A 26,812-nucleotide genomic window follows, 5' to 3' on the forward strand; every position below is an offset into this window, starting at 1 on the left:
CCCAGGATCGAATTGACGACAATGCTCGTCGAGAAGACATGGCATGGAATACTTCAGCCGTGCAACCGCAAGCTGCTCATCCGCTGGCGATGGGTGCTCCATTTGGATATCGTCCACGAATAAATATTGGAAGAACGATATGTCTGTGTGGCATTGGCTTGCCATGGCTGCTTGTAGCGCCGTCCTGACAGCTTGCGGTGGAGCGGAAGAGCACAGGGCGACCGAGCCCGGCCCAGTCCTGATCGAGGTGCTCTTCTGCGACAGTCAGCACTACGGCGGTGTGCGCGGAACCAATGCGAGCGTCCTGGCGGTTTCGGAGTCGCAGTTCATGCCGACCCCGAGAGGCAAAGTGGAAATCACCTTCAAACTTCGCGGGAAATTGGTAGGAAAAGCTTGGGGCGATTTGCGACCCCAGTTTGGGACGAGGGACGAGTACCGGCAACCGGAGGTCATCGCGGTAGCATCCTCCGACGTCTCGGCCCCAAACCGATCAGCGGAAGTGGACGAATGCCGGGTGACCGGCTACGAGAATGAATCAGGCGAGCCGGCCCCCTTCCGGGAAACGAGCCGCATCGCCTCGAACGCGGCTTTGGACGCATTGCGTGCCGCTGGCTGGAAAAGCGGTTCGGAAAAATAGTCGGGTATGTTGGTGCGGGCGCTTTATCGCCGGGGCTAACGCAATCGCTTCGTCGATTCGGATGAGTCCGGATTCTTGCCGGAACACTGGCGGCCGATCTCAACTCGACCAAGACCAAGCACGATAATCGAAGAACTCTTCTCGGCCGAAGCCGGTTCGCGGCCCGCGCCGGGAGTAGCACAGGCGAAACTCCAGAGCATCAAGGAGAAAGCTACGCCTTTCAATCTTCCGATCTCTTTTAGTAGCGGCGACGCATGCAAACAAGGTTCGTCCCGCAAGATTCTTTCCGGCGATCCCCGGCCAACGGGGCCGAGCCGCGAAGCGGCTCGGCTGGAGAATCTATTTGTCGAGCACTTCAGGGCACGTGAGAGGATCGTGATCCGACCACGAACACCAGCCAAGCTCCGTCAACGCGGGTGACTGGAGTGACCACGATGCCGCATTCCCCGATACTTGCGCGTTCGTAGCTCGGAAGGGCTTGAAGGTAGCCCCGTTCGCCTCTGGCGGAGACGGATGAGTCCGCCAAGGCGATCAGCACTCTGTTCCCGCCGTCTCCACGGTCCGACGTCCCTGTCACTGCCTCGTACTGACATAAGGGAAAACCAAATCCCTCGCGCACCGCGAACATGGAGCGGCTCTCATCGAGCCAGACAAGACTGGAAGATCCGGGTATCTGCAACGCGTTGAACGCATCGAGCGCTCGATCCGCTTTGCCAAGCATCTCGTCGTCGAGCTGCAAAGACCGCGCCAACAGCCCGTCGCTGAATGACGATTCTTCGGGGCCGGCCGAAGGGCTCGCTTCTCGCAGATGTGCAGGCGCGTGCATGCAACCGGCGACAACGCTTGTCACAAGCAATATCGGCAACCGGAATGTAGATTTAATCATGCGTATTCGTGCGGGCCGAATTTTTTGGGAAGCAATATATGAGGTGCGTTGCCGAGCAGCGAAGCGGCTTCGGCATGAACTAAGGATCGGATATCGCATCCGGCACTGTCAGCACGGACTCCACCGTGAAGCTGATAGTTGAATCCTCGATGGGCAAACAAGCGCAAATGGCATCGGAGAACTCATCAAGGAGCGCGAGCCCCGTCGAGTCGTAGTCGTTGCGTGCCTGCAACAAGATGCGGCTGCCATTCCAGTGACAGCTCACAGTCGAATGCCAAGGCCGCTCGGCGAACTCCGCCAAAATATCGCTGACGCCAGCTAAGGCAACTTGTTCGGAGACGCCCGCGCAGGAAACTACGATCTCAAACATTTGGCGCCCCAGCTAATGAATGAGCCGAGCCGCGAAGCGGCCTCGGTCCGGTACATTGAAAGCTATAACGCCTCATCGGTGACTTTGAAAGTCCACTCTGACCCCTGTTCTACCTTTTCCTAGGCCCGGGTTGAGCATAGAGGCAGGCGCCTGGAACCGCATGCAGTTTTGTTCGGCCAAGGCTCTAGGATCAAGGCAGCTCAGCCTCGCTGCTTTAAATTAGCCTCCAGGGCGGCCAGTGCAAGTAGATAAGGACGAGTAGCCGTTGGGCGAAGGCCCTCGATCCATGCGATCAGAGTCGGCTTATGGGCGTGGATGAGTGGGTCGTTGAATATGATGGAATTAATCGATTCCAGCGCCGCCTCCGCTACCTCGTTGCCGTGGCCTACCGCAGTCTTCATCAGCCAGTCGAGCGAGTCCTTCGTCGGTATATCGCCTAATGCTTCGGCGCATCGGACGAGCCAGTCCGTCGATCGGCTGGCTGTCGCGCCTTCGAGTTCGATCCAGTCCCGTGCCTTGAAGGCGCGCAGGATATCGACGCAATCATTGATTCCTAGCTCGGACCAATAGCCTAGGTTGGCGTCTTTATTTAGTTCGACATCGAGTTGGCTAAACATAGAATGGATGTTGGACCTGTCGTGATGGATAGCGCTAGCGGCGCGACGTCCTGGTGTGAGTCAGAGGCTGGCTAGATCTCAGACGCGTTGGGTCCATCGAATTCCGCAGACGACCTCGTCGGCCTAGGCTGAGCGGCGAACCGGTTTGGGTCGAATGCTTTGTCCGCTATGGCGGAATAGGAGCAGGCATGAGAGTCCACTTTTACTCTCGCTTTCGACTCAATTCCCTTCAATGCGTCTGAGGTCTGGATTTTCGCACTGACGTGGCTCGGTATCCGGCAGCGGGTTACGGAGATCAGCCGACATGGGCAAGGTTATTCATCTGAAGGCTATTGGTTATGACGGCTTACGCTCGGGTCGAGCCGCGAAGCGGCCTCGGCTTGGTAGTTCGCCCGATATAGCTTCGGGGTCAGGCATTTGAAAGTCCACTCTGATCCCTGTTCTACCCATGCGGGAACTCGCCACTGTAAACTTCGGCGCTTCCTTCCTGAGCGGGTAGCGCGCCGTGGACTCAAGAAAAGAACTCGCCGCGTTGTGCGCGCGCTGGGAGGCGCAGGGCGCGTTGCAGGCGGCAGACCGGGCGTTCAAGCGCATGGACCCGGTGGCGGCTTATCAGGGCAGGCCGCCACCGTTTCCGCTGGTATCGCCGTTTGGCGAGCATGAAGGACGACTGGACTTCCGTTGCCTGCCGTTGGGCGAGATCCCGGCCTATCGCACTTTCGAACGCGTGGACCTGACCGGCGCCACCGATGCATGACGTGGTCAGTTGGGACAGGCGACCTGGGTCGACTGCTTGTTCGACCGCGTCGCGATGGAGACCAACTGCGGCAAGTCATTCGTGCGCTGCAGGTTCCACCGCGCCAAACTGTCGCATTCCTCGCTGGCCGGCGAATTCATCGCTTGCGACTTCACCGGCGCGGACCTGTCCCACACGCGCGCCGCCGAAGTGCGATTCACGGATTGCCGCTTCGATGCGGCCAATTTGGTAGACGCATCTTGGCTCCGTACCCATTTCGTGAATTGTTCTTTCACCGATGCGAAGATCGGCAACGCAGCTTGGGCCCATGCGCGGTTTGTGGGCGTCAGGCCGAATGATGAGCAACTGGCTTCGGCGATGGCGCCGCATGCCGTATTTGTCGACGGATTGGATGAAGAATAGAAAAGAAGCTCTCGATCATTGGCGCCAGCTCACTCAACTTTGATTTGGCTGGGGCAAGATCATTTGATCGATGGTCGATTGGCTTTGACCAAGATGTAGCTTCCGACGCGGAGACTACTGTTATGAAGCCCCTGTGCCAGAGCAGTCCTGCATCGCCCTTGGAACAAGTGGGGCGTTCGGCCTTACCTTCCGGTTATCTCAAAACCGGTATTCGGACGACGGGACAGCAACCCGACGACCGAGCCGCGAAGCGGCATCGGCTTGGTATTTCGATAGCTGCCGCGTTTCAGGGGCGCGTCCTTGAAAGTGCACCCTGATCCCTGATTCCGGACCTCTGTTTCTCGCACGGACTCGCGGCTACACCCAGCGCGCCTTGCCAAGGCCGCGCACCGGTTCGGCGCAACCTGTGCACGACTCGGCGCCTCGATTGCGAACTCTGCTACGTGTGTAAGTAAAGTCCACCTGACCGTGGGACGAGCGCCCGGCGTCTTAAGGGCGACCTCTTTTCGCATCCGCATTGGTCACCCTATGCATTGCGTGTCGCTTCGGTAGCCATAGTCGACCCAGGTCGGCGGTCGCTGGGAATCGCGCGCTGTTCGTTGCCTCCGCTGATTGCGAGCACCCGGCAGCAGGTCAGGTTGCATGATCTGTTGTTTCCGATACGTGCATGTTGTGCGATCTTTGTCGTTAAAATTGATTCAAATATAAAACTGCGACTCCGCCATGAGCGATCCCTATAATTCGAATGGCCTGCCTGATCCCGTGCGTCCGGATCGTCCGGCTTCTGCTCGACCCATCAACCCGCGACGTCACCGCAAAATGTCTGTAGGCGATTTTTTTGAGCGGTGGCTCATCGCCTGGAACCTGGCGGGCCTTGCGGTATCGGTCGTCCTTTCGTTCTCCGGCAGAAACCAGGGCAGCTTCGGCGGCGTACTGTTCATGGCATGGCCGTTCCTGTTGGCGTTGGCTGTGCGTTTTTGGGTTACGAACTCTCTGGCCTGCTTGGTTGCCCGCAGCTTTACGGCATTGTGGGGACTGTTCCTGTTCGCTCAGTTCCTTCGTTATTCCATGTACGGCATTACCACCCCGAAGACGCTCATGCTGCTGACATTGGCCGTCCTGATCGCTTTGAATGCTGTGTTCCTTAAGCCAGCGCCGCAGCGCGACTGAACCTGGTCGATGTTTCGATTGCGATCCGCGGTAAGTGCGCCATTCACCGTAGGCAGTCGAGCGTACATGGTTGAACGGGCAATCTTGCTCGCTACCTTGCGCCTGGAGATAGACGTGAGCCCCGCAGTATTTTCGACTGGCATCTGTCCGCTTGCGTCGCCGCCCTATCGTCGGCAACTGGAACTGGGCATAGCCGGCGAGTGATTCCGTGTCATGTGGACGGCCACCAGTTCAGACGAGCACCAACGCAGCTCAGCGCGATCTGAAGTCCATCAAATCGCATCTAGAGCTTTCGTAATGCCAGATACCTGCCGGCCCTCGCGGCATCGTCCTTCGAACACGCGCGGCGCCGCCCTCGATTCGCCAGAACAGACCCAGGATATACAGTGAGATTCGATGATCGGATGAGCCGCAGGCGGAACGGCTGGACACTGGCGCGCACCCTGACGTTGACCGGAATTATCGCCTTGCACTGCGGAAATACCGCGATGGCGCAATGCCCCGCGGGCATTCCCAATAATCCCGGCTGTATCCCGCCCAACGCTTGGCCGCAGAACCAGCCTGGGCCGGCGACGCCCGCCATCCCGTCGCCGCCGCCACCGCCTCGCGACTTTGTGCTCAAGGCCTACGGCGCCTTTGCCTATGCGCCCGACACGGGCGCGATCGGCCACAGCAACGATTTGCGCTGGCAGCTTCCATCGCAGGACGGGGTCGCGACGGTCGAGCACATAAGCAAACGTAGCGCCGAACGCGCCGCGCTTGATCGATGCGAGGAAAAGGGTGGCGGCAAGAACTGCAAGATCATTGCCAATTATCACAATGAATGTGCGGCGTTCATGATCGGAACCGGCGTGGCCGGCGCCCGCACGACGGATGCCGCGACGGCTGCCGGCGCCCTGTACGGTGGACGCACTTATGTCGGTCGTGGCGCAAGCAAGATTGATGCCCAGCGCGCCAGCCAAGCGCTATGCATGGCGGAGTCGGCGCAATGCGCGCCTGGTTGGGCCGACTGCGCCAAGGATTTCAGCACGAAGGATTAGTGTTGCCGATCACCTTCGGTTCGCTACCAAGTCGCTCGCAGGTCGGCAGGCGGTGCGCGGCCGGCGAGGCAGGTGGAGAGGACAGCCGTTTCGTCGCGGCCCGCTTCAGTTCAAACGACAGACGGTCGAATTCAATGTCTGCCAGGAGGTAAGGGAGACGAGCACGACCATGCGGTCTCGCGAGTCCACATGCTCGCTGATCAACGCGGACGAAGCGGCGGATAAGACCATGCTGTGTTGAAGCGAAATGGAATTGTCGCTAGCGAGCAAGTCGGACAAGCCGCATTCGCGGTGCATTCCGAAAGACGAGATAGACGCCGCTGGATACCTGCGCGGCAAGCTCGCCTGGAAACAGCGGGAGATCGTAATTCGGAACACGCCGACGCTCAATTCTCGGAACGCGGCGCGAGTCCCAAATGGAAGTGGCGCTGTCGTCTAGCATTGCGGCGTAATCGACAAGAATGTTGCTTGATGCTTTTGATGGCTCCGGCCGTTGCCGGCGACATGAAAAATATACTAGGACGCCCGCTTGAGCCCGACTACAACGCGCTCATTGCCGGCTTGCATCCATGAGCGACGGAGACACAACGTGGACAAGAATGAGATGGTCAAGGGCTTTGCCCAGAATGATGCCGTGGTGATCCTGAAGACGAACGGACAGACGCTGCAAGGCTATCTGTCGAAAATCGATCTGGCGCGAGACTGCTTCGTTATTCGAGTCGCTGTCTACATCGGGTTCGACGGAAAAGTCGAACGCGAGGACCTTGTCGAGTGCAAGTTCGGCGACGTCGACACCATCAGCAAGTTTGGTGCTGCTCCAAAGAATCCACCCACGTTCGACGCTGATCTCAAGCAATATCCGATCGGCAAGTACCTGATGATCTGGGGCAGGCATGGCAGCTCGACCAACCCGACGATCGAGCAGGGAGTGTTGAAGAGCATCAACTGGGATAAGCGCACGCTCGTGCTGCACAACAGCACTTACGATGAGGACCGAACGGTGAATATCGATCGGATCAGCTTCATCGACGATACCCGCAGCGGGCCCGGTGCCTTGGGGTCCGTGCAAACACCGAATTGGCATCTCAGGCCCGATGGAGCTTGGTACCGGGGCGAGCGGAAATACACAGGCTCGTAACGCCTCGGCACCGCTCCTTCAACCGCCGTTCGCAGGCTTCGCGTTCGCCGCGATCGTAGTCGACCTTGGCGGCGACCAGCGCGACTTAGGGTTACCGCAGTCATTGCGCTGGCGCGCGTCGCGGCAATTCCAGCGCCAGCGGCAGCGGCAGGCGGCCCACCAGCCGCGCCGCGCCGCCTGCAGACACCGAGCGCCTTGAAGGCAGCGACTGCCGCACGTGTCGACTGCGTTTTAGCGTGTACTCGCGCATCAGTCGCATGTCAGACGGTTGAACCGAGCAATCTGCTGGCCGCAACGAAAACGAGGCCGTTGATCACTTACCGAAGTCCGCCCGTACTTGCCACCAGAAGCTCAAGCCCAATCCCGCGATGCCAAGAGGCGTTGCGATGAACCACGCCACAGTCTCATTCGAGATGTTGGTGAAAACGAGCCAGCATAGCGCGGCGGTGACGGCAATGCCGACATAGAATCGCCACGACAAGAACACATCCCCGATCTCAAAGATATCCATCAGTGCCATTGCTCTCTTCCTTTCGCTCAATGCACGATTGAGCCGAGCCGCGAAGCGGCTTCGGCAAGATCAGCTACAAAAAGGGGATTTGTCCGCGAGAAGACCCCACTGCCATTTAGCAGCACTCCAATCGATCTTTCAACTCCATGGCAACGAGGAGACAAGATGAGCCCCAAGCCCACCGGCCACCTTCATGGCAACGATTTGATTATCACGCGCTTATTTCAAGCGACCGTCCATGACGTTTGGGCAAGCGTAACGAAGCCCGAGAAGACCGCGCTCTGGTTCGGAGGTTGGGAAGGCGAAGCTGGCCCTGGCAACGTCATACGGCTGCAACTGATTCATGAAAAAGGCCAGCCGTGGTCCAACGTCAAGATCGAAGCATGCGAAGCGCCGCGTCGCTTGGTTGTCACGATGAAGGATGATTACGGCGATTGGCGGATCGAGCTGACGTTGTCACAGGTTGGAAGCGCAACGGAGCTGCGCTTCGTGCAGCCCCTGAGTGATCGGAAATTGGCTGGAGATGTAGGCCCGGGCTGGGAGTACTACCTGGACATGCTGGTTGCTGCTCGCGAAGGCAAGCCGTCCCCATCATTCGACGACTACTATCCGGCGCAGAAAGCACACTACCTGGAAGGTACGTAGGCATCAGCTGCCAACGTAGTGCGCTCGTGCGCCGATTCAGGGGCTACACGTACAAACGCGATGCCCCGTCCCTTTCGGCGCCGAGCCGCGAAGCGGCTTCGGCTTTCGCGTGAGTCGAGCATGTTTACAGAACCCCAGCGATGCACCTGCGGATTTTTGTTCAAGCGCAAGCGTAGACCTTGGCTTGAGCGATCTTGATGTCGCGCACCGGGGAAGCTCCGAACATGCGGCCGTATTCGCGAGTGAATTGCGGAACGCTTTCGTAACCCACGGCGTAAGCGGCATTGCTGGCCGACGCGCCCTCCGACAGCATCATTCTCCGCGCCTCGATCAAGCGCAGTTGTTTTTGGAACTGCAGGGGAGACAAGGTGGTAACAGAGCGAAAGTGCTGATGGAAAGTGGATGGGCTCATGCCTGCGGCCTCGGCAAGGTGTTCGATCCGCAGAGGGCGCGCATAGTCGGATCGGATGATCGCTACCGCCCGGGCCACGCGATGGGCGCTGCCCTCGGTCATTCCCAAGTTGCGGATCGCCGGGCCGTGGCGGCCGGTCATGAGCCAGAAGTGCATCTCCCGCATCAACTGCGCTTTCAGAACGGGAACAGCCGCGGGGCGATCGAGCAGGCGCATCAGGCGCAGCGCGGCATTGGCGACTTCGCTTTCGGTTGGCTCTACCCTAACCGGAGCGCCGATCGCTTCCCGTGCAATATCCATCTCAAGCGCGAGCGCTTCGATGATCGCCGGGTCCAGCTCAAACACCAGCGAGTAGTACGGTGTGCTGACGTTGGCTCGGGTGATCTGGCTCACCGTGGGCACATCGGCAGTGATGAGCAGCGAGTCACCGGCTCCGAAATCAAATGTGCGATTGCCCATCATCACGCGCTTGCTACCTTGTACGACAAGCGCGATCAACGGACGTGAGATGGCGTATTGGAGTTCGCTGACGTGGGTGGCGCGAATCGTCGCCAGTCCCGCGATTGGGGTGTCCGCGACGCCGTGCGCGTCGGAGTGAAACTCGGCATGGCGACGCACGGCGGTGAGCAGGGTTTCGTCCATGCGCGGACGGTAGTCCGGGGCGGCCCGGGACGCAACCGTGAACGGAGGATCAGGCAAGAACTACCGGACGCAATTACTCGCGGCGATTGGCTTCCATGTCGTACGAGAATCCAGATTCAGCCTCCGACGGCCGCCACCTTGGCCGCAGAAATAGGCAAAAAGATCACAGGAACCGGCAACCGGCTCCCGGGCCCTGGCCAGACACTGCCCTTGTCGGATCGACACCACTTCACGGGAGCCCACATGTCCACCATTTCGATCGTCACCGGTGCCAGCCGCGGCCTGGGCCGCAACACCGCACTCAGCATTGCGCGTCGCGGCGGCGATGTAATCCTGACCTTCCGCAGCGGAGAAGCCGAAGCGCGCGAGGTCGTCAACGAGATCCAGACTCTGGGCCGTAAGGCGGTCGCGCTGCCATTGAATGTCAGTGACGTCTCGACCTTCGCTGGCTTCACCGCGAGCGTCGACGCGATGCTCAAGGATGTCTGGGGTCGCGATACCTTTGACCACTTGGTCAACAACGCGGGCCATGGCCACGTGGCGGCTTTCGCCGAGACGACCGAAGCGCAGTTCGACGCCTTGTTCAATGTCCACGTCAAAGGCGTGTTCTTCCTGACCCAGGCGCTGCTGCCGCTACTGGCCGATGCAGGGCGCATCATCAACTTGTCTTCCGGCCTCACTCGGGTGACCAGTCCCGGCTTCTCCGCCTACTCCACCGTCAAGGGCGCGGTCGAGACTCTCAGCGTTTGCATGGCCAAGGAACTGGCCAGCCGCGGCATTACCGTCAACACCGTGGCGCCGGGCGCGATCGAGACTGACTTTTTGGGCGGTGCGGTACGCGACATGCCTGAGCTCAACCAGCAGTTTGCCGGCATGACCGCTCTGGGTCGGGTCGGCGTACCCGATGACATCGGCCCGATGATCGCCAGCCTGCTGGGACCAGACAACCGCTGGATCACCGCTCAGCGCATCGAGGTCTCCGGCGGCCAAGTCATCTGAGCTCGCCGCACTGCAGGCAGCCCTGCGTTGTCCGGTTGAGTGCGTGGCGCAAGCGATAGCGCTGACGCAGGATCCTTGAGCCAGGCGCCTTGAGGTTGGCGAGAGGGCGCTTGCGGATGATCTTCGTGCGACGTCGCTGCGTCCGCTTCGGCGCGAACGCTGCCGCTCGTTGTTACATGGGGTTCGTTATCGTGTCGCCGCGACGGGCTCACGCACGTCGGACTCCGGTTTCTCCCGCTCAGGCCGCAACGCCAATCTCGTTAACGAGCGCCGGAATCAGTGCGGAATCGCTTGTTGCGCCTCGTTCCATGAGGGAGTAGTCGAGATCCAGGGCGCGTATCCGGGTGGTCATGAAGTCGATGAACGCCCGGATCCGCTTGGGCAACTGCTGACGACTGAGATAGCACAGGTAATGTCCGCGGTCATCGGGGGCGACGTGGGCGAGGCAGGTCACCAGCGCGCCGGCGCGCAATGCGTCGCAGACCTGGTACGCCGCCAGCTGGGCCAGTCCTTGGCCGTCGAGCACCGTCTGCATCACCAACGACGGATCGTTGACGACGATGTCCGCGCTCGGGGTGATGCTGCGCGCATGGCCGTCAACCTTGAAGTCCCACGATTGCAAACGGCCGCTCGGCAGGCGTTGGTTGACGCAGGCGTGCGCGGCTAAATCGTCGATGGAGCCCGGCAGGCCGCGCCGACGAGCGTAATCGGGCGATGCGCAAACCTGCATCCGCATCGGGATCAGTTGCTTGGCGATAACTTGGCTGTCTTCCAGGCGGCCATCGCGAAAGGCGACATCGATCCGGTCGGTTACCAGATCAACCGCGCGCTCCTCCAATAGCAGCTCCAGCGCCACGGTCGGATAACGCGCGCGGAACTCCGCCAGCAGCGGCGCGACGACTTTGCGACCGAATCCGTGAGGAGCGCTGATCTTCAGCTGTCCCTGCGGCGGTCCCTCGCGCAAGTCGCGCATTTCCTCCATGGCTTGCAGGATCCGCTCGACCCCAGGGCGGCAATTTTCGTAAAACAGCTCGCCTTCGCGGGTGATGGTGGTGCTGCGCGTCGTGCGCAGAAACAGGCGTGCGCCGAGCTGCCCTTCCAGTTTCTGTACGCTGCGACTTACCGCGGAACGGCCGATGCCCAGCCGGTCGGCCGCTTTGGAGAAGCTGCCTTCGTTGGCCACGGCAATGAATGCGACCACGCCGGCATAGCTGGCCGACAAGCTGGACGTCAGGCGATCGCGATGATCGACCGAATCCTTGGTTTGCGTGATAGTCGACATGATGCCCTCGTAATGTCAGCGCGGTCCGCCGAGGTTGCCCGCCACACCGGGGATACGGCAGCCCAGGACAGGTCAGTCGCCGGCCCCTCGATCCGGGACGTTCGTTTGCAGTTGAATGACGCGGCGTCCGTGGCGACGAGCGTCGATGGAGAAGGCGCCGGCGCCCATCAACGCGATCGTCGCGCAGCCGCCGACATGACCGGCAAGGAGCAACTGTTGCGCCGGACCGGACATCGCCAGGACAACGACCACCGCCATGGCGAGAAGCACGGCGACCCACCGGGTTGCAAAGCCGATCACCAAGAACACTGCGATCAGCGCCGCGGCCGGAAGCAGATAGCCGGCGCCCGACGGAATCGCCGTCAACGCCGCCGAGACGCCAAAGGCAACAAATGCATAGCAGATGCGAAGCAACAGCAAGGCAATCCCGACGGCGCCATCGGGGTAACGGGAAGCGTACCTGGTCATCGGCCAACGATATCGCCCGACCTCCCCGTCGCTAAGCCCCGATCGGGGGGATGCCGCGCCCCCTCTATCGGGGGGTAGGATGTTCAGCTTCAGGCGGCAAACTGCGAAGCGGCGCGTCGGCCGAAGCCCAGAAACGGATGAGCGCGAACGTGTGGCTACTGAGAATCCTGCTGGTTATCGCATCGACGGTCCTGCCCGCGGCGACCTGCGCGGCGGAGCCACGCCGTCTTGCCGATTACTCGCACCAGCGCTTGATCGAAAGAAGCCAGGCGCCGACACCCGTGGTCGCGATGGCGCAAGGGCGCGACGGTTTCCTGTGGCTCGCGACGGGTGAAGGGTTGTTTCGATTCGACGGCAGTCGCTTTGAACCGATAAACGCCGAAGACGGCGGCCAAAAACACGGCCTGCCGAGCGCGCTGTTGGTGACGAGGAGCGGCGAGGTCTGGACCAACTTCGAGACCTCGCGGCGCTTCGCGGTCTACCGTCGCGGTGCATTGAAAATTCTGGATGAGCCGGCGGCTCCCAGTCGAATCGCCGCGATGGCGGAAGGGGCGGATGGCGCGATATGGGCGCTGACGGCCAATTACGATGCCGAGGTGCTTCGTTTTCATAACGGACATTGGCGAACCTTCAATGCGGCCGATGGCCTTCCGAAAAGCAATTCCGCAAACATGCTAGTGGCGGCCGATGGCGCGGTCTGGATCGCGTGCAGCACCGCGATCGCACGTTTGCCGCCAGGGGGCGAGCGGTTCGAAATTCACCAGCACACGCCCCGCGCCAAGTTGTCTCAAGACTCGGCTGGTCGCATATGGCTCTCCGAGCGAGAGGGAAGCCGCCCCATCACAGGGCCGGGTGGGCGAGGCTCCCCCGTCTCGTTGCGTACGCCTTATCGCACCGGCAACCTGGAGATTCGGGGCGGACCGCTGTTCGATCGAGAGGGAAATCTTTGGATCGCCACACGCTACAACGGCGTGAAGCGTCTTGCGTCGCCCAGCGCTACTGCCGGCAGTGGCGGCACCGAGGCGGAATCCTTCACCAGCCGCGATGGATTGTCCTCGGACGTGACAAGCCAGGTGCTGGAAGACCGCGAAGGCAACATCTGGGTCGGCACCGAGGCCGGCCTGGACAAATTCCGTCCCGCCACGTTGATCGCCGAACCCGCGCTGACATCGCCCGCCGCCTTCGGCGACAAACTTCTGGATGCGTCCGATGGAAGCGTCTATATCGGTCAAGCGCGAACCGTGTATCGGGTCAGACCCGGCGGCGCGCCGGAGCCGATCCTGCGCGATGTGGTCGAACCCGAGAGCCTGTGCGAAGCACCCGATGGCGCGATCTGGATTGGTTTCCCAACCCATATTCTCGTCTGGGCGAGCGGCGGCGTTCGCCAGAGGATTGAACGTCCCGACAAGGGCGCCAATCACAACACGATCTATGACTGCGCCTTTGACGCGCACAACGATTATTGGATTTCCGCGGCCGGAAGCGGCCTGCATCGATACCGGCGCGGGCAATGGGAAACGATCCTGGAGCCCGGAAACAAGGCCGATTTCTATCCGACAACGATGATCAGGACGCCTCAAGGTGGCGTGGTCGTCCAATCGGGAAACAGGTTGGTCTGGATTGAAGACTCCGCGCAGACATCCACACGCTTCGACTTCGGAGCAAGTCAGATCAAGGTGCTCACGCTTTACTCCGCGGGCAACCAGATATTCGCCGCCGGCGCCTTCGGCCTGTCCCGGTATCGCGCGGGACGCGTCGATACCGCGTGGAGCACCGGGCCGTTTCAGAACAGCCGTATCAACGGGATCGTGCGCACGCCGCAAGGCGACATCTGGCTTGCCTATCCGAAGTCACTGGTCCGGATCGGAGCGCAAGAACTGGAACGCGCCTTTTCCAGCAAATCGCTTCCGGCGCCGATGCTGTCGCTCGGGCTCGGCGACGGCCTGGTGAGCCGGCCTCACTCGCACTCACAGCGCTCGATGGTGCGCGGCGGCGAGGGGCGACTGTGGATCGCGACCGAGACCGGAACGCTGTGGATGGACCCCGCGCGCGTCGTCCACAACGCGCTGCCGCCGATCCTCGCGATCAAGTCGATAAATGGCGATGGCCGCGTGTACCGAGATCCAACGAGACTGAAGTTTCCGGCCGCGACGGCCAATATAGAAATCGACTTCGCGGCGCTGAGTTTCGCCGATCCCGATCGGGTACGTGCCCGCTATATGCTCGAAGGATTCGACCGGGACTGGATCGATCCGGGCATACGGCGGCAAGCGTTCTACACCAATCTGCCGCCAGGGAAGTACAAGTTCCGCGTGATCGCCGCCAACAACGATGGCGTGTGGAACCCGACCGGCGCGGTGCTGGACTTCGAGATCCCGCCTACCTTCGTTCAATCGGTGTGGTTTCTTCTGCTCTGCGCGGTGCTGACCATTGCCTCGCTATGGTTTCTTTATCAGCTGCGCGTGGCGCAGATCGCCGAGCGCATCCGCAGCCGTCTGGAGGATCGCATAGCGGAGCGGGAACGGATCGCGCGCGAGCTTCACGACACGTTGCTGCAAGGCGTTCAGGGCCTGATTCTGCGTTTTCAGGCGGTCGCGGATCGAATTCCGAACGAAGACAAGTCGCGAGCGCAGCTCGAGGCGGCGCTGATGGCGGCCGACGATGTGGTAATGGAGGCCCGCGACCGCGTGCATGACTTGCGCGGCAAGGAAGAAGCCGGCGACCTGTGCACGATCGTCGAACAACTCGTGGCCGCCATTCCGTTCGATCCGCCGATCCTGGTTCGCATCGTCGCCGAGGGAAGGATGCAGGACTTGCATCCGGCCGTCGCCGCGGAAATCACCAGGATCGTGCGCGAAGCGCTGTTCAACATCGCCCATCACGCGCGCGCTTCGTCGGTCGAGATCGTGATCAGCTTCGAAGCGAAGTATCTGGCCATACACGTGCGAGATGACGGCGTCGGCGTTCCCGAGAACGTCCTGGCGCATGGTAAAAAGGACGGCCATTTCGGCATGATCGGCATGCGTGAACGCGCGCAGAAAATCGGCGGCACCCTCGCGATCAGCAGCGGTCCCGGCGGGGGCACCGAAGTTGCATTGACCTTGCCGACCGAATTGGCGTTAGCGAAACGCAGGTCTGGTCGACGAGCCTGGCTTTCCCGCTTGCTGCGAAGGAATTCGGCCGATGAGTGACCCCAAGATTCGCGTGCTCGTGGTCGACGACCATCCCATGCTGCGCGCCGGCGTCGCCGCCGTCCTGGAGAACCAGGCCGACATGACGATGGTTGGCGAGGCACGCAACGGCAGCGAAGCCATCGAGCGCTTTCGCGTGCTGCGTCCGGATGTGACGCTCATGGACCTGCAGATGCCGGGCATGAACGGTGTCGATGCGATCGTCGCGCTTCGCTGCGAACATCCTGGCGCCAGGATCATCGTGCTCACGACTTACACCGGCGATGTGCAGGCGGTTCGCGCCTTGAAGGCTGGTGCGGTCGGGTATCTGTTGAAGAGCAGTTTGCGAACCGAGTTGATCGATGCGATTCACGATGTCCACCGTGGCCAGCGGCATGTTCATCGCGATGTCGCCGGCGAAATCGCGCTTCATGTGGTCGACGAGGCCTTGACCGAGCGTGAAATCGCGGTTCTTCGCCTGGTGTCTGTCGGCAAGGCGAACAAGCAAGTGGCCGCGGAGCTCGGCTTGTCGGAAGAGACGGTCAAAGGTCATCTGAAGAGCATATTCTCGAAGTTGGGCGTCACCGACCGGACTCACGCGGTTACGGTCGCGGCGCGACGGGGCATTATCGAGCTTTGACCCGTCGCGCAGATTTTGTCGTGAGTGATTGCCCGACCGCCACGGCGCAAGCACCTGCCGCATGCGCCACGCGGACGCATGCGACAAGCGATGATCGACGCCGCGAAAACCCGCCCGAAGGCTCAAGTTCCGCGGAAGAACGCGAGCAGATCGCGATTGACGATGTCGGCGTGGGTCGCGCACATGCCATGCGGGAGGCCTTTGTAGACCTTCAGCGTGGCGTTGCGCAGCAACTTGCTTGAGAGCATCGCCGAATCCGCGATCGGCACGATCTGGTCGTCGTCGCCGTGCATCACCAGTGTCGGCGTATCGATGCGCTTGAGGTCTTCGGTGAAATCCGTTTCCGAGAACGCCTCGATGCAGTCGTACTGCGCCTTGGCGCCGCCCTGCATGCCTTGGCGCCACCAGTTCATCCGCAGCGGCTCGGACAGCGGCTGGCCGGGACGATTGAATCCGTAGAAAGGCACCGGGAAGTCCCAATAGAAACTGGAGCGGCTGGCGGCCAGGTTCTTGCGCATGCCGTCGAACACCTCCCGCGGCAGGCCGCCCGGATTGGCGTCGGTCTTCAGCATCAATGGCGGTACCGCGCCGATCAATACCAGCTTGGCGACGCGGCCAGCGCCGTGACGGGCGACGTAACGCGCCGCTTCGCCGCCGCCGGTGGAGTGGCCGACGTGGATGGCGTCGCGCAGATCCAGATGCGCGGCCAACGCCGCGACATCGGCGGCATAGGTATCCATGTCGTTGCCGTTCGCTGTCTGGCTGGAACGGCCATGCCCACGTCGGTCGTGGGCGATCACGCGGTAGCCGTGAGCGAGGAAGAACAGCATCTGCGTATCCCAGTCGTCGCTTGAAAGCGGCCAGCCGTGATGGAACACGACGGGCTGGCCGGAGCCCCAGTCCTTGTAGAAGATATCGGTGCCGTCTTTGGTGGTGATCGATTGCATGTCGCTGTTCCTCGTGAAGGTAGCGGGCGTGCCGCGGATCGCGGCGCGGGTGGCGGATAAGGGGATGAAGGTGATCGCCGCGGCGCTCAGGCCCGATGCGAGCAGATGGCGGCGATGGGCGTTGAAGGGCGGAACGTCGGCCATGGCTCGGCCGGCACGCCTGACGGAAAAGAACTTGCGCATAAGCACGATGCCTCGGGAGAGCGGAACGACGAGGGCACGATAGAAAGCCCGCCTCAATGACGGTAGACGTGGGCGAGGCCGCACGATGTTGACCTCGATGCATCAATGCACGCGCGGCGCGTCTGGCCGCACATTGATTCCAAACGGGAAACATCATGGAGCCCGCATCGAACCTAGCAGCCGCGATGCAACGCGCCATACGCTGCCACCTTTCGCACGGTTGGAGCGTCACGATGAATCGCATCGACGACAAGCGCATTGACGAAAAATGCATCGACGAAAAACGCAGGGAAATCATGACGAGCGCGGTGTTTGGCTTTGCATCGCGCGGCGTGCTCGTGTCGATCGGTCCTTTGGTCGCCACGCCGGGACATGCGGCGCAAGCCACGACGCCCGGTCGTGGATTGGGCCCTCTTCAGCATGTACGTGCCGAGCCGCTGGACGTGGCTTATCACGACCTCGGCCCGCGCGACGGCACGCCGGTGATTTTGCTGCACGGCTTTCCCTACGATGTGCACAGCTACCAGGACGTCGCGCCGATGCTCGCCGCACGTGGCTGCCGGGTGGTGGTGCCTTATCTGCGTGGGCACCGAGCCACCCACTTCGTTGACCCGTCCGAGCCGCGCTCGGGTCAGCAGGGCGCGATAGGCGCCGACGTGATCGCGCTGATGGATGCGCTGCAGATGCCCGACGCAATTCTCGCCGGATACGACTGGGGTGGCCGCGCGGCCTGCGTGGTCGCGGCGCTGTGGCCGCAACGCTGTCGCGGATTGGTGTCGGTGAACGGCTATCTGATCCAGAACATCGCCGCCGCCGCGCAGCCCGCGGCGGCGCGCGTGGAGTGGGGGCTGTGGTACCAGCATTACTTCCAGAGCGAGCGCGGGCGCCGTGGTCTCGTCGAGAATCGACGCGACATCGCACGTATCCTGTGGGAGCGCAACTCACCCACCTGGGCCTTCGACGAGCAGACTTTCGAGCGCAGCGCGAGCGCGTTCGATCATCCGGATTTCGTCGACGTCGTCATCCACTCCTACCGGCACCGGTTGGGCGCGGCCGATGGCATCGCGCGGTACGCCGATATTGAGCGTCGCCTGGCGGCGTTGCCGGTGATCGCGGCGCCGACGATCACGTTGGACGGCGATGCCGACGGCGTCGTCGCGGCCACCGACGGTAGCGCGCAGGCCAAGCACTTTAGCCAGCGGCTCGCGCACCGTATCGTGCCTGGCGCAGGTCATAACCTGCCTCAGGAGGCGCCTGAGGCGTTCGTTCGAGCGGTGCTGGATCTGGTCGCCGCGACCGGCTGAGTGAGGTGCCGGCATGCCATCGGGAGACAAGCCGTCAATGGCGGCATCCCTACAGATCTGTTTGTGCAGGCGTCACCGGAAGGGTTGCCACTGCGGATACATCGTCGCCAAAGCGAACCTTCGAGATTACCGGCAACGTTCTGGCTGGTATCGATCACTCGCGTGATACGCCTGATCGAAAAAACACAATGGGATTTCGCGCGATCACGAACTGCTGACCCTATCCGCATCGCTGCACGATTTAGCCGGTCCGCGACGTTTATCGTCCCACGCGCCGTCAAGCTGAGGCGCGAACATCTGTTCGGAGCAGGATGCATGGTCTTGCGACGCGAACGACGCCCGGCGAGCGCGCTGGCTCGCCGAGCGTCATCGCAACCCGTTCAAGGTACAGGGATGACCACCGGCTTGCCGGCATCCTTCAAAAGCAGCACAAGAAACTTCGCCGGCTTGTCCTTGCTGGCGTTTCGGCCGACCGTATGCAAGTCGTTGGGACCTTCGTAGAAGCTCTGGCCCGGCGTCAGCGTGACTTCCTTGCCGCCCGCCACGCCCATCACGATCGAACCCTCGAGCACATAGACGAAAGCGTGAGCATCGTGACGATGCACCGGATCGGCGCCACCGGGCGGGTAGTCGACCGTGATCATCATTGCCTCCTTGCCGGGATAGTCGGAGAGCGCCTGGGTCATGACATGGGCTACGACGGCGGGGGGCGCGTCGCTGCCTGCAGGACCGTGCGTCGGGCCGTGAGCCATGGCGGCGCCCGAGCCCAGCAGGATGAGCAGGCTGAGAGAACGGAGAATGTGCATCGGGTAACTCCTATAGCGGCCGTTGTTGCGGACGGGGCGTCGAATGCCGTGCGGGCATTCGACGGTCGATCTCAGGACAGCTTGGCCTTTTCCAGCCCGAACGCCTTGTCGTAGGTGCCCGGCACGGTACGGAAGCCGACATTGACGCGGTTCCAGGCGTTGATCGCCATCACCACGAAGGTCAGGTCCGAGATCTCTTTCTCCGACAGCTGCGTACGCACGCGGTCGTAGATTTCGTCCGGTACGCCCAGCGGCGACAGCTGGGTCAACGCTTCGGTCCAGGCCAGCGCGGCGCGTTCGCGGGGAATGAACAACTGCGACTCGCGCCAGGACGCAAGATGGTGCAAGCGAAGCGGGCGCTCACCGTGAATGGTGGCCTGCTTGACGTGCATGTCCAGGCAGAACGCGCAGCCGTTGATTTGCGATGCGCGAATGGAAACGAGATCGCGGATCGGCTCCTCGATGGCCGAATCCTTCGCCAGCAGGTTGAACTCGACGAACTTCTTGAACAGCTCGGGGGATTGCTGCTGGTAATCGACGCGTTGGCTCATGACAAACTCCTTCAGTTAGGAGACCGCAAGACAGGGTGCCCGTGGTCTGCGCTCAAACTAGGCGGCGCGATGCGGCGTGTGTAGATCGTCCCAGGGACGCGCGGTGTTGAGTGCGATGCACCAATACGCACGCATCGAGAGCCGTCTCAGGTTCGGTCGCGTTTTCTGGCCTCGGTGTGTGACGACACCTGAAGACCGGATGCATCGCATCCGTATTCGCATTTGGCGTGGATTGACCGAGTCATCGCCGCGGCTTGCATGCACGGCAAGCCCGCATCCGGTTTGGGGGCGCCCTGGGTAGCCGGTCGGCCTGCATGCCGGCTTGAGAGGCGGGCGATTGGTGTCCAACAGGAAACATCGTGCATCCAGGCCGGTGGCTACTGTCGGCGACGCCACGCTCCTAGCATCGTCATCACCCATGCCGGCCCCGCGTTCATAAGGCCGGCACCCCCGACCCATTCGAAGAGGTGGAGCATGAAAGTCGTAGTCATCGGCGGTACCGGATTGATCGGAAGCAAGGTGGTGTCGCGCCTGCGCGACCGAGGGCACGAGGTGGTCGTCGCGGCGCCGTCGACGGGCATCGACATCCTCTCGGGCGAAGGACTCGACGCCGCCATGAGCGGCACGCAAGTCGTGGTGGACCTGGCCAATTCGCCGTCGTTCGAGGACGCCGCGGTGCTGGACTTCTTCCGGACCGCCGGCCGCAATGTGCTGGACGCCGAAGCCAAGGCCGGCGTGGGCCACCACGTGGCGCTTTCCGTGGTCGGCACCGACCTGCTGACCGACAGCGGCTACTTCCGCGGGAAGATCGCGCAGGAAGACCTGATCCGCGCTTCGGGCGCGGCGTACACCATCATCCACTCGACTCAGTTCTTCGAATTCCTGCCCGGCATCATCAAGTCGGCGGGCAGCGACGGTCCAGTGCGCCTGTCGCCGGCGCTCGTGCAGCCGATCGCATCCGAGGATGTGGCCGACGCGGTGACGCGCATCGCGTTGCAGGCACCGGTCAACGGCACCGTCGAAATATCCGGGCCGGAACGCGAGCCGTTGTCCGATCTGGCGCGGCGCTTCATGAGCGTCATTCAGGACCCGCGCGAAGTGGTCAGCGACGTGCATGCGCGCTATTTCGGCGCCGAGCTCAAGACCGACACCCTGATTCCCAAGGGCGACGCGTGGCAGGGCACGATGAACTTCGAACGCTGGCTGGAACAGTCCGAGTTCGCCCGCAACGCACCGGGCAAGTAACCCATGCGGCGACCGGCCGCCGCGCCGCCGCGTTGCCGCCGGACGGGACCATCACAGTCAGGACACCACAAGCCCAATGACGCCGCTCCAGCCGCCACCGACCAGCATGCTCGACAAGTATTACGGCGAAGAAGCTCACGCGCTCTACATTGGTCGGGTACGCGTGACGGGCGGCGAGGCGGCGCATGGGCGCGCATCGGGCATCGCGAGATCGGACGATGGCGCGCTCGATGTGAACCTGCGACTGCCGACGGAATTGGGCGGTCCCGGTGGCGGCAGCAACCCGGAACAACTGCTCGCGGCCGGCTACGCCGCCTGCTTCCACGGCGCACTGACCTTGCTCGCGTCCCGCTCCGGCGTGGAGATCAGTGAACTGACCGTGGAAGCCGCGGTGACCTTCGCCCGCGACCCGGTGGATGGACTGTTTCTGTTGTCGGCCGAGATCAGCGTCAATCTCCCCGGCCTGGATCGAACCCTGGCGGCGGAACTGGTGCGCAACACCGAGCGAATCTGCCCGTACGCGAAGATGTTCCGTCGCGGCATCGATCACGTCGTGGCGGTCGCCACCGAACCATCGTCGCCCCGTATCGGCGATGAAGACCCTTCCTGACCGCGGCATGCGGCGAGGTGACCTGTCATGGCCCTGAAGATCGTTCGTATCCATCCCCGTAACCGGCTGCTCGCCTGGGCCGAGGACCGGCTGCCGCTGATTTCGTTCGTCGCCGCCCACACCAGCCGCTACTACGCGCCGAAGAACTTCAACGTTTGGTACTACTTCGGCGTGCTCGCACTGGTGACGCTGGTCAACCAGCTGGTGACCGGCATCTTTCTGGCGATGCACTTCAAGCCGTCGTCAGCGGATGCCTTTGCATCCGTCGAATACATCATGCGCGACGTGGAGTGGGGCTGGCTTATCCGCTACATGCACTCCACCGGCGCGTCATTGTTCTTCGTGGTGATCTATTGCCACATGCTGCGCGGTCTGATGTACGGGTCATACAAGCGGCCGCGCGAACTGGTGTGGCTGCTCGGCATGGCGATTTACCTGGTCCTGATGGCCGAAGCCTTCGTGGGCTATGTATTGCCTTGGGGCCAGATGTCGTTCTGGGGAGCGAAGGTGATCATTTCGCTGTTCGGTGCGATACCGGTGATCGGCGAAAGTCTCTCGCATTGGATCATGGGCGACTATGTCCCCGGTGACGCCACGCTCAATCGGTTCTTCGCGCTGCATGTGGTGGCGCTGCCGCTCGTGCTGTTGCTGCTGGTGACCGTGCATATCCTGGCGCTGCACGAAGTGGGATCGAACAATCCCGATGGCATCGAAATACACGACAAGCTGGGACGCGACGGCAAGCCGCTGGATGGTATTCCTTTCCATCCGTACTATTCGGTCGAGGACTTTCTCAGCACCGTGGTATTTCTGTTGGTGGCCGCATTCCTGATCTTCTTCGCTCCCACCGTGGGCGGACTGTTTCTGGAGCACGACAACTTCATCGAAGCCAATCCGCTGGTAACGCCGGAGCACATCAAGCCGGTGTGGTATTTCACGCCGTACTACGCGATGTTGCGCGTGGTGCCGGACAAGGTCCTCGGCATCGTGACCATGCTGCTGGCCATTGTGGCGCTCTTCCTGCTGCCATGGCTGGACCGCGGCAAGGTCAAGTCGATTCGCTATCGGGGTCGCGGCTACCAGGTCGCATTGGGTGTCTTCGTCGTATCGTTCGTACTGCTGGGACTGATCGGCATCGGCGCGATCGCGGACGTACTGCCTCGGCTGCTCGGCCCCGGCGTCGACGTCAATCAGGTGGAGAACTGGATCGGCCGCGTACTGTTGGGCGGCTACTTCGGGTTCTTCGCATTCGTGTGGGTGTACACCCGCTTCGGTATTGAGCGCACACGGCCGGTTCCAGAGCGCGTTACCTAGCAAGCGCCACCGATTACGGATGCCGGAATGCGGCGGCTAGACGAAGTGGTCGACGATCGAACACCCATTGATACCCGTGTGCTACATGCCAGCATAGTTGGGGCCATCGCCACCGCGCGGCGGGACCCAGACGATGTTCTGAGTAGGGTCCTTGATGTCGCAGGTCTTGCAATGCACGCAGTTGCCGGCGTTGATCTGCAGCCGAGGCGCGTTCTCCTCCACGCCGACGAATTCGTACACCGCCGCGGGGCAGTAGCGCGCTTCCGGTCCGGCGTAGCGCGCCAGGTTCACCTCGGTCGGCACGCTGTCGTCCTTCAAGGTCAGATGCGAAGCCTGGTTTTCATCGTGATGGGTGCTGGATAAAAACACCGAGCTCAGTCGATCGAAGGTCAGCACGCCGTCGGGTTTTGGGTATGCGATCGGCGGGTGTCGGGACGCAGGCTGCAGACAGGCGTGGTCGGGAACGCGGTGATGGATGGTCCACGGCGGATTGCGGATGCCCAGCTTCGGCAGAAGCCACTGTTCGACACCCGTCATCAATGTGGCGTACGTGCGGCCATGCTTGAACCATTGCTTGAAGTTCTTCGATCGCATCAGTTCGGCGTGCAGCCAGCTGTTTTCGAAGGCTCGCGGATACTCCGCCAGTTCGTCGCGCATACGGCCCGCCGCCAGCGCCGCGACAATGGCATCCGCCGCCAACATGCCGGTCTTGATCGCCGCGTGGCTGCCCTTGATCCTGCTGGCGTTGAGCGTGCCGGCATCGCAGCCGACCAGCGCGCCGCCCGGGAACACCAGCTTGGGCAATGACAGCAAGCCGCCCGCGGTGATCGCACGGGCGCCATACCCGACGCGTTGCCCACCCTCCAGGTGGTTGCGGATCGCCGGATGCGTCTTGAAACGTTGGAACTCCTCGAACGGGCTGAGCCACGGATTCTTGTAGTCCAGGCCCAGGACGAAGCCGATCGCGATCTTGCCGTCCTCGGCGTGATACAGGAACGAGCCGCCATAGGTGTCCGTGTCCAGGGGCCAGCCAGCGGTATGCAGCACCAGCCCGGGTTGATGCCGCGCCGGATCGGCTTGCCACAGTTCCTTGATGCCGATGGCATGGCTCTGTGGATCCTTGCCTGCGTCCAGCGCGTACGTCGCGATCAGCTGGCGGCCGAGATGGCCGCGCGCGCCTTCCGCGAAGACGGTGTACTTCGCATGCAGTTCCATGCCGAGTTCGAACTGCGCGGTCGGCTGTCCGTCCTTGCCGACACCCAGGTTGCCGGTCGTCACACCCTTGACCGCCCCATGTTCGTCGTACAGCACCTCGTCGGCGGCGAAGCCGGCAAAGATCTCCACGCCCAACGCCTCGGCCTGCCGCGCCAGCCAGCGCACGACGGCGCCCAGACGGACCACGTAATTGCCCGTGTTGCGGAAGCACTCCGGCAGCAGCCAGGCCGGGGTGGCCATGGCGCCCGACTTGCCGAGGAAAAGAAACTCATCGCGCGTGACGCTCTGATTCAGCGGCGCGCCACGCGCCTTCCAGTCGGGTATCAACTCGCTCAACGCTCGAGGGTCCATGATCGCGCCGGACACGATGTGCGCGCCCGGCTCGGAGCCTTTCTCCAGCACGCACACGCTCAGATCGCGAGCCATTTCCGCGGCCAGCTGTTTTAGCCGGATCGCCGTCGCCAGTCCTCCCGGACCCGCGCCGACAACAACAACGTCGTAATCCATCACCTCGCGTGGGCCGTAGGTGGATAACCAATCTTCGGCAGTCATGAGCTCAATCCTCGGCGCGCATCAAGAAATCGGGAATGCCCGCCGCTTGAGGTTGACGCGACTGGAGCGACGGACGGGTATCGCCATGGTAGGTGTCGTCGCTGTGGCGAATAGTTGTTCGAAACGGTTCACCATGTTGTCGGAAAATCACCAATCGAGCCGGGGTTCCGATGCCACGGCGCATTGTTGCGCGATGAACAACACGCTGCGTCCCTGACCATGTCTTTCGCCGCACCGAGGGCAGGCCTAACCTGCGCTCAACCACTCCACAGTGCTTGCGCATTTCTCCGCGCAGTCACCGCGAGCGTAGTGACGCGCCGCTTCCAAGCTTCAAATGCTTCTTGTCCGTCGTAACGAAGAAGACGGATGTCAGCTCGTCGAGATGGCTGTAACGGGCATGCACTTTCCATCCGTTCGTGCATGGGACAACCCACGTCGGCGCGGTGTCCCCGCGAAATTCCGATCAGTCGCACGGCGAAACGGCGGACAAGAAGCGCCTGGAATCCAGCGCGTCATGGTCGAAGATCAATCACCGGAACCTAGCCAATGAAGCTCTATTACTTTCCCGGCGCATGTTCGCTGGCGGACCATATCGTCCTGCAGTGGACCGGCATCGCGCATGAAACCATACGAATGAGCCCGGATGGGATCAAGTCGGACGAGTATCTGCGGATCAATCCGGCCGGCACCGTGCCGCTGTTGCTGCACGACGACTTCGTCTTGACCGAGAACGTGGCGATCCTTGGATACATCGCCGAACAGCACCCGGATGCGGCGTTGCTGGGCGACGGCAGCGCGCGGGGTCGCGCGGAAGTGATGCGTTGGCTCGCCTACCTGAACTCCGACGTCCATATGGCGTTCAAGCCCATCTTCACTCCGTCGCGATTCCTTCCCGATGAAGCGCAGGCACCGGCGCTGGCCGACCAGGCGCGAATTCAGGTGAGTGCTCACCTGAGGCGACTGGATGCGCAATTGCAGGGCAGGGACTGGCTGGTCGGAAGCCGATCAATTGCCGATCCCTACTTATTCGTCATATTGCGCTGGGCCATCCGCAAGAACATCGCGCTGGACGAATTCGGTAACCTGCTGCGCTTTCTGGAACGGATGTTCGTCGATGCGGGCGTATTCGCGGCGATCGCCGTCGAAGAAGACGAAATGGAATAGCGGACCGTTCGTGGCTTCCGGTTTTCCTACGAAGACCAGGCATCGCCATCGCCGGTAATCGGCCGCGTTCATTCGCTTTCGCTGTGTCAACAGCGGGGCCTTCCATCCGAAGGAGATCAATCGTCATGCATGCCGGTCGCGCATACAAATTTGCAGAGTTCATCTTCTGGACCAGACGCTCGCTCTACGCACTGACTGCATTCAACATCGTGCTCGTTGTTCTCTATCAGGTCGTTGGTCTCAAGTGGCTGGCCATTCCGTGGGGAGTTGCGTTCATGCTGGGAACGGCAGTCGCGCTCATGGCGGGCTTCAAGAGCACCCAGACCTACAACAGGACCTGGGAAGCGCAGCAGGTCTGGGCGTCCATCGCCGGCACGAGCCGTGTCTGGGGCACGATGAGCAGGGACTTGTTGACGGTCGACAACGATTCCAGACGCCTGGTTTATCGCCATCTGGCGTGGCTGACGGCGCTGCGCTATCAGATGCGCGACAGCAAGGCGTGGGAAACCCTCAAGAAGGAGCCCAACGCGGAGTACCTGGAAAAATACGGCGTCCCGGAAAAATCCAGCGCCTTGGAAGCGGAGATCGCGAAATACGTTTCGCTCGAAGAAAGGGGCCGGATCCTGATGGTCGCTAGCAAAGCGACGCAGGTCATCAGCCTGCAAAGCGAAGCGCTCAGGACAATGTTCGGCTCGGGGGTCATTCCGGCCAATGTCTTCTTCGAGTTGCAGAAGCTGCTCAAGGAATTTCAGGACCTTCAGGCAAAGAGCGAGCGGATCAAGAATTATCCGTATCCGAGGCAGTACGCCATCATCAATTCGATATTCGTCAGGATACTTTGCGTCCTGCTGCCGCTCGGAATAATAAGCGAGCTCGAGCGACTGAATCAGTTCGTCGACGGCGTGATGGCCGGTCACATGGTCTGGCTGGCGGTGCCACTGAGCGTTCTGATCTCGTGGATGTATGCCGCGCTGGATCAGGTCGGGGAGAGCAGCGCCAATCCGTTCGAGGGCGGGGCGAATGATGTACCCATCTCGCAAATATGCGCGTCGATCGAAATCGATCTGAGGCAGTTGCTGGGCGAGAACGGCATGCCGATCGACGCCGGCCCGACCAGTCCTATCGTGATGTGATC

The 26,812-nt window shown here is 61.8% G+C and carries 27 protein-coding genes; 16 read left to right on the plus strand and 11 right to left on the minus strand.

Translation table 11 applies throughout. From position 1 onward, the window contains the following. Window positions 1-43 precede the first annotated feature (43 nt). Window positions 44-637 (plus strand): hypothetical protein, encoded by a 594-nt coding sequence (locus tag ASD86_RS10150; protein WP_157476422.1) that lies wholly within the window; start codon window positions 44-46, stop codon window positions 635-637. 355 nt (window positions 638-992) lie between these two features. On the opposite strand, the gene ASD86_RS10155 is transcribed toward ASD86_RS10150, so the two are convergent. The 3 genes from ASD86_RS10155 to ASD86_RS10165 form a co-directional block, all read right to left on the minus strand. After that, complete coding sequence (locus tag ASD86_RS10155; RefSeq protein ID WP_157476424.1) at window positions 993-1,523, minus strand: hypothetical protein; 531 nt, start codon at window positions 1,521-1,523, stop codon at window positions 993-995. A gap of 79 nt (window positions 1,524-1,602) precedes the next feature. Then, window positions 1,603-1,893 carry a hypothetical protein gene (locus tag ASD86_RS10160; protein ID WP_056110006.1) on the minus strand — a complete coding sequence of 97 codons (291 nt, stop codon included), beginning with the start codon at window positions 1,891-1,893 and terminating at the stop codon, window positions 1,603-1,605. 200 nt (window positions 1,894-2,093) lie between these two features. Continuing rightward, the gene (locus ASD86_RS10165; protein ID WP_056110008.1) at window positions 2,094-2,510 is read right to left on the minus strand and encodes a hypothetical protein; all 417 of its coding nucleotides are present in this window, start codon (window positions 2,508-2,510) and stop codon (window positions 2,094-2,096) included. Window positions 2,511-3,015: 505 nt separating this feature from the next. Here ASD86_RS10165 and ASD86_RS26590 point away from each other — a divergent pair. The 5 genes from ASD86_RS26590 to ASD86_RS10190 all read left to right on the plus strand — a co-directional run bounded on the left by ASD86_RS26590 (window position 3,016) and on the right by ASD86_RS10190 (window position 7,017). Further along, window positions 3,016-3,267 carry a hypothetical protein gene (locus ASD86_RS26590; RefSeq protein ID WP_157476426.1) on the plus strand — a complete coding sequence of 84 codons (252 nt, stop codon included), beginning with the start codon at window positions 3,016-3,018 and terminating at the stop codon, window positions 3,265-3,267. Window positions 3,268-3,303: 36 nt separating this feature from the next. Beyond that, the gene (locus tag ASD86_RS10170; RefSeq protein ID WP_157476428.1) at window positions 3,304-3,669 is read left to right on the plus strand and encodes a pentapeptide repeat-containing protein; all 366 of its coding nucleotides are present in this window, start codon (window positions 3,304-3,306) and stop codon (window positions 3,667-3,669) included. A 723-nt stretch (window positions 3,670-4,392) separates the two neighbouring features. Continuing rightward, window positions 4,393-4,839, plus strand: coding sequence for a hypothetical protein (locus ASD86_RS10175; RefSeq protein WP_157476430.1), 447 nt, complete (start codon window positions 4,393-4,395; stop codon window positions 4,837-4,839). A gap of 386 nt (window positions 4,840-5,225) precedes the next feature. Then, window positions 5,226-5,879, plus strand: coding sequence for a DUF4189 domain-containing protein (locus ASD86_RS10180; protein ID WP_157476432.1), 654 nt, complete (start codon window positions 5,226-5,228; stop codon window positions 5,877-5,879). Window positions 5,880-6,468: 589 nt separating this feature from the next. Then, the gene (locus tag ASD86_RS10190) at window positions 6,469-7,017 is read left to right on the plus strand and encodes a hypothetical protein (protein ID WP_157476434.1); all 549 of its coding nucleotides are present in this window, start codon (window positions 6,469-6,471) and stop codon (window positions 7,015-7,017) included. 313 nt (window positions 7,018-7,330) lie between these two features. Here ASD86_RS10190 and ASD86_RS10195 read toward each other — a convergent pair whose 3' ends face one another. Further along, on the minus strand, window positions 7,331-7,537 hold the full coding sequence (locus tag ASD86_RS10195) for a hypothetical protein (RefSeq protein WP_056110022.1): 207 nt from the start codon (window positions 7,535-7,537) through the stop codon (window positions 7,331-7,333). A 156-nt stretch (window positions 7,538-7,693) separates the two neighbouring features. Between ASD86_RS10195 and ASD86_RS10200 the strand changes: the two genes are divergently transcribed. Beyond that, window positions 7,694-8,173 carry an SRPBCC family protein gene (locus ASD86_RS10200; protein WP_056110023.1) on the plus strand — a complete coding sequence of 160 codons (480 nt, stop codon included), beginning with the start codon at window positions 7,694-7,696 and terminating at the stop codon, window positions 8,171-8,173. Window positions 8,174-8,333: 160 nt separating this feature from the next. Here ASD86_RS10200 and ASD86_RS10205 read toward each other — a convergent pair whose 3' ends face one another. Then, complete coding sequence (locus tag ASD86_RS10205; RefSeq protein ID WP_056110682.1) at window positions 8,334-9,227, minus strand: AraC family transcriptional regulator; 894 nt, start codon at window positions 9,225-9,227, stop codon at window positions 8,334-8,336. Window positions 9,228-9,470: 243 nt separating this feature from the next. Between ASD86_RS10205 and ASD86_RS10210 the strand changes: the two genes are divergently transcribed. Continuing rightward, window positions 9,471-10,226 carry an SDR family oxidoreductase gene (locus ASD86_RS10210; protein WP_056110025.1) on the plus strand — a complete coding sequence of 252 codons (756 nt, stop codon included), beginning with the start codon at window positions 9,471-9,473 and terminating at the stop codon, window positions 10,224-10,226. A 238-nt stretch (window positions 10,227-10,464) separates the two neighbouring features. On the opposite strand, the gene ASD86_RS10215 is transcribed toward ASD86_RS10210, so the two are convergent. Continuing rightward, complete coding sequence (locus ASD86_RS10215; RefSeq protein WP_082578235.1) at window positions 10,465-11,508, minus strand: LysR family transcriptional regulator; 1,044 nt, start codon at window positions 11,506-11,508, stop codon at window positions 10,465-10,467. Between the two features lie 72 nt (window positions 11,509-11,580). Further along, the gene (locus ASD86_RS10220; protein ID WP_056110027.1) at window positions 11,581-11,976 is read right to left on the minus strand and encodes a hypothetical protein; all 396 of its coding nucleotides are present in this window, start codon (window positions 11,974-11,976) and stop codon (window positions 11,581-11,583) included. A 137-nt stretch (window positions 11,977-12,113) separates the two neighbouring features. Between ASD86_RS10220 and ASD86_RS10225 the strand changes: the two genes are divergently transcribed. Further along, window positions 12,114-15,167: a sensor histidine kinase gene (locus ASD86_RS10225; RefSeq protein WP_056110029.1), complete on the plus strand. Its 3,054-nt coding sequence runs from the start codon at window positions 12,114-12,116 to the stop codon at window positions 15,165-15,167. After that, window positions 15,160-15,786: a response regulator transcription factor gene (locus ASD86_RS10230; protein ID WP_056110031.1), complete on the plus strand. Its 627-nt coding sequence runs from the start codon at window positions 15,160-15,162 to the stop codon at window positions 15,784-15,786. Before ASD86_RS10225 ends, ASD86_RS10230 begins: the two co-directional genes overlap by 8 nt. Window positions 15,787-15,908: 122 nt before the next feature. On the opposite strand, the gene ASD86_RS10235 is transcribed toward ASD86_RS10230, so the two are convergent. Next, a complete protein-coding gene (locus ASD86_RS10235; RefSeq protein WP_056110683.1) occupies window positions 15,909-16,733 on the minus strand; it encodes an alpha/beta hydrolase in 825 nt (274 codons plus the stop codon). Window positions 16,734-17,149: 416 nt separating this feature from the next. On the opposite strand from ASD86_RS10235, the gene ASD86_RS10240 reads away from it, so the two are divergent. Beyond that, complete coding sequence (locus ASD86_RS10240; protein WP_200957229.1) at window positions 17,150-18,220, plus strand: alpha/beta hydrolase; 1,071 nt, start codon at window positions 17,150-17,152, stop codon at window positions 18,218-18,220. A 380-nt stretch (window positions 18,221-18,600) separates the two neighbouring features. Here ASD86_RS10240 and ASD86_RS10245 read toward each other — a convergent pair whose 3' ends face one another. Both ASD86_RS10245 and ASD86_RS10250 read right to left on the minus strand, forming a co-directional pair. Next, window positions 18,601-19,026, minus strand: coding sequence for a cupin domain-containing protein (locus tag ASD86_RS10245; RefSeq protein WP_056110034.1), 426 nt, complete (start codon window positions 19,024-19,026; stop codon window positions 18,601-18,603). A 71-nt stretch (window positions 19,027-19,097) separates the two neighbouring features. Then, the gene (locus ASD86_RS10250; protein ID WP_056110036.1) at window positions 19,098-19,577 is read right to left on the minus strand and encodes a carboxymuconolactone decarboxylase family protein; all 480 of its coding nucleotides are present in this window, start codon (window positions 19,575-19,577) and stop codon (window positions 19,098-19,100) included. Window positions 19,578-20,051: 474 nt separating this feature from the next. Here ASD86_RS10250 and ASD86_RS10255 point away from each other — a divergent pair, with 474 nt between their 5' ends. The 3 genes from ASD86_RS10255 to ASD86_RS10265 all read left to right on the plus strand — a co-directional run bounded on the left by ASD86_RS10255 (window position 20,052) and on the right by ASD86_RS10265 (window position 22,746). Beyond that, window positions 20,052-20,822: an SDR family oxidoreductase gene (locus tag ASD86_RS10255; RefSeq protein WP_056110038.1), complete on the plus strand. Its 771-nt coding sequence runs from the start codon at window positions 20,052-20,054 to the stop codon at window positions 20,820-20,822. 106 nt (window positions 20,823-20,928) lie between these two features. Beyond that, on the plus strand, window positions 20,929-21,432 hold the full coding sequence (locus tag ASD86_RS10260; protein WP_343123604.1) for an Ohr family peroxiredoxin: 504 nt from the start codon (window positions 20,929-20,931) through the stop codon (window positions 21,430-21,432). A 90-nt stretch (window positions 21,433-21,522) separates the two neighbouring features. Then, a complete protein-coding gene (locus tag ASD86_RS10265; protein WP_235567736.1) occupies window positions 21,523-22,746 on the plus strand; it encodes a cytochrome b N-terminal domain-containing protein in 1,224 nt (407 codons plus the stop codon). 81 nt (window positions 22,747-22,827) lie between these two features. Here ASD86_RS10265 and ASD86_RS10270 read toward each other — a convergent pair whose 3' ends face one another. Further along, a complete protein-coding gene (locus ASD86_RS10270; RefSeq protein WP_056110042.1) occupies window positions 22,828-24,513 on the minus strand; it encodes an electron transfer flavoprotein-ubiquinone oxidoreductase in 1,686 nt (561 codons plus the stop codon). Between the two features lie 546 nt (window positions 24,514-25,059). On the opposite strand from ASD86_RS10270, the gene ASD86_RS10275 reads away from it, so the two are divergent. Together ASD86_RS10275 and ASD86_RS10280 are read left to right on the plus strand one after the other, a co-directional pair. Further along, a complete protein-coding gene (locus ASD86_RS10275) occupies window positions 25,060-25,677 on the plus strand; it encodes a glutathione S-transferase N-terminal domain-containing protein (protein ID WP_056110045.1) in 618 nt (205 codons plus the stop codon). Window positions 25,678-25,802: 125 nt separating this feature from the next. Continuing rightward, entirely contained in the window at window positions 25,803-26,810 is a 1,008-nt protein-coding gene (locus ASD86_RS10280) for a bestrophin family ion channel (protein ID WP_056110047.1), read from the plus strand. Window positions 26,811-26,812 lie beyond the last annotated feature (2 nt).

The organism is Lysobacter sp. Root690, assembly GCF_001427785.1.
Taxonomy (GTDB): domain Bacteria; phylum Pseudomonadota; class Gammaproteobacteria; order Xanthomonadales; family Xanthomonadaceae; genus Lysobacter.

What these genes read in the sequence shown, in the direction of transcription:
- ASD86_RS10150 (WP_157476422.1), top strand. Translation starts at nt 44, where the DNA reads ATGGAATACTTCAGCCGTGCAACCGCAAGCTGCTCATCCGCTGGCGAT.
- ASD86_RS10155 (WP_157476424.1), bottom strand. Translation starts at nt 1,523, where the DNA reads ATGATTAAATCTACATTCCGGTTGCCGATATTGCTTGTGACAAGCGTT.
- ASD86_RS10160 (WP_056110006.1), bottom strand. Translation starts at nt 1,893, where the DNA reads ATGTTTGAGATCGTAGTTTCCTGCGCGGGCGTCTCCGAACAAGTTGCC.
- ASD86_RS10165 (WP_056110008.1), bottom strand. Translation starts at nt 2,510, where the DNA reads ATGTTTAGCCAACTCGATGTCGAACTAAATAAAGACGCCAACCTAGGC.
- ASD86_RS10175 (WP_157476430.1), top strand. Translation starts at nt 4,393, where the DNA reads ATGAGCGATCCCTATAATTCGAATGGCCTGCCTGATCCCGTGCGTCCG.
- ASD86_RS10195 (WP_056110022.1), bottom strand. Translation starts at nt 7,537, where the DNA reads ATGGCACTGATGGATATCTTTGAGATCGGGGATGTGTTCTTGTCGTGG.
- ASD86_RS10200 (WP_056110023.1), top strand. Translation starts at nt 7,694, where the DNA reads ATGAGCCCCAAGCCCACCGGCCACCTTCATGGCAACGATTTGATTATC.
- ASD86_RS10205 (WP_056110682.1), bottom strand. Translation starts at nt 9,227, where the DNA reads ATGGACGAAACCCTGCTCACCGCCGTGCGTCGCCATGCCGAGTTTCAC.
- ASD86_RS10210 (WP_056110025.1), top strand. Translation starts at nt 9,471, where the DNA reads ATGTCCACCATTTCGATCGTCACCGGTGCCAGCCGCGGCCTGGGCCGC.
- ASD86_RS10215 (WP_082578235.1), bottom strand. Translation starts at nt 11,508, where the DNA reads ATGTCGACTATCACGCAAACCAAGGATTCGGTCGATCATCGCGATCGC.
- ASD86_RS10220 (WP_056110027.1), bottom strand. Translation starts at nt 11,976, where the DNA reads ATGACCAGGTACGCTTCCCGTTACCCCGATGGCGCCGTCGGGATTGCC.
- ASD86_RS10225 (WP_056110029.1), top strand. Translation starts at nt 12,114, where the DNA reads ATGAGCGCGAACGTGTGGCTACTGAGAATCCTGCTGGTTATCGCATCG.
- ASD86_RS10230 (WP_056110031.1), top strand. Translation starts at nt 15,160, where the DNA reads ATGAGTGACCCCAAGATTCGCGTGCTCGTGGTCGACGACCATCCCATG.
- ASD86_RS10235 (WP_056110683.1), bottom strand. Translation starts at nt 16,733, where the DNA reads ATGCAATCGATCACCACCAAAGACGGCACCGATATCTTCTACAAGGAC.
- ASD86_RS10240 (WP_200957229.1), top strand. Translation starts at nt 17,150, where the DNA reads ATGAATCGCATCGACGACAAGCGCATTGACGAAAAATGCATCGACGAA.
- ASD86_RS10245 (WP_056110034.1), bottom strand. Translation starts at nt 19,026, where the DNA reads ATGCACATTCTCCGTTCTCTCAGCCTGCTCATCCTGCTGGGCTCGGGC.
- ASD86_RS10250 (WP_056110036.1), bottom strand. Translation starts at nt 19,577, where the DNA reads ATGAGCCAACGCGTCGATTACCAGCAGCAATCCCCCGAGCTGTTCAAG.
- ASD86_RS10255 (WP_056110038.1), top strand. Translation starts at nt 20,052, where the DNA reads ATGAAAGTCGTAGTCATCGGCGGTACCGGATTGATCGGAAGCAAGGTG.
- ASD86_RS10260 (WP_343123604.1), top strand. Translation starts at nt 20,929, where the DNA reads ATGCTCGACAAGTATTACGGCGAAGAAGCTCACGCGCTCTACATTGGT.
- ASD86_RS10270 (WP_056110042.1), bottom strand. Translation starts at nt 24,513, where the DNA reads ATGACTGCCGAAGATTGGTTATCCACCTACGGCCCACGCGAGGTGATG.
- ASD86_RS10275 (WP_056110045.1), top strand. Translation starts at nt 25,060, where the DNA reads ATGAAGCTCTATTACTTTCCCGGCGCATGTTCGCTGGCGGACCATATC.
- ASD86_RS10280 (WP_056110047.1), top strand. Translation starts at nt 25,803, where the DNA reads ATGCATGCCGGTCGCGCATACAAATTTGCAGAGTTCATCTTCTGGACC.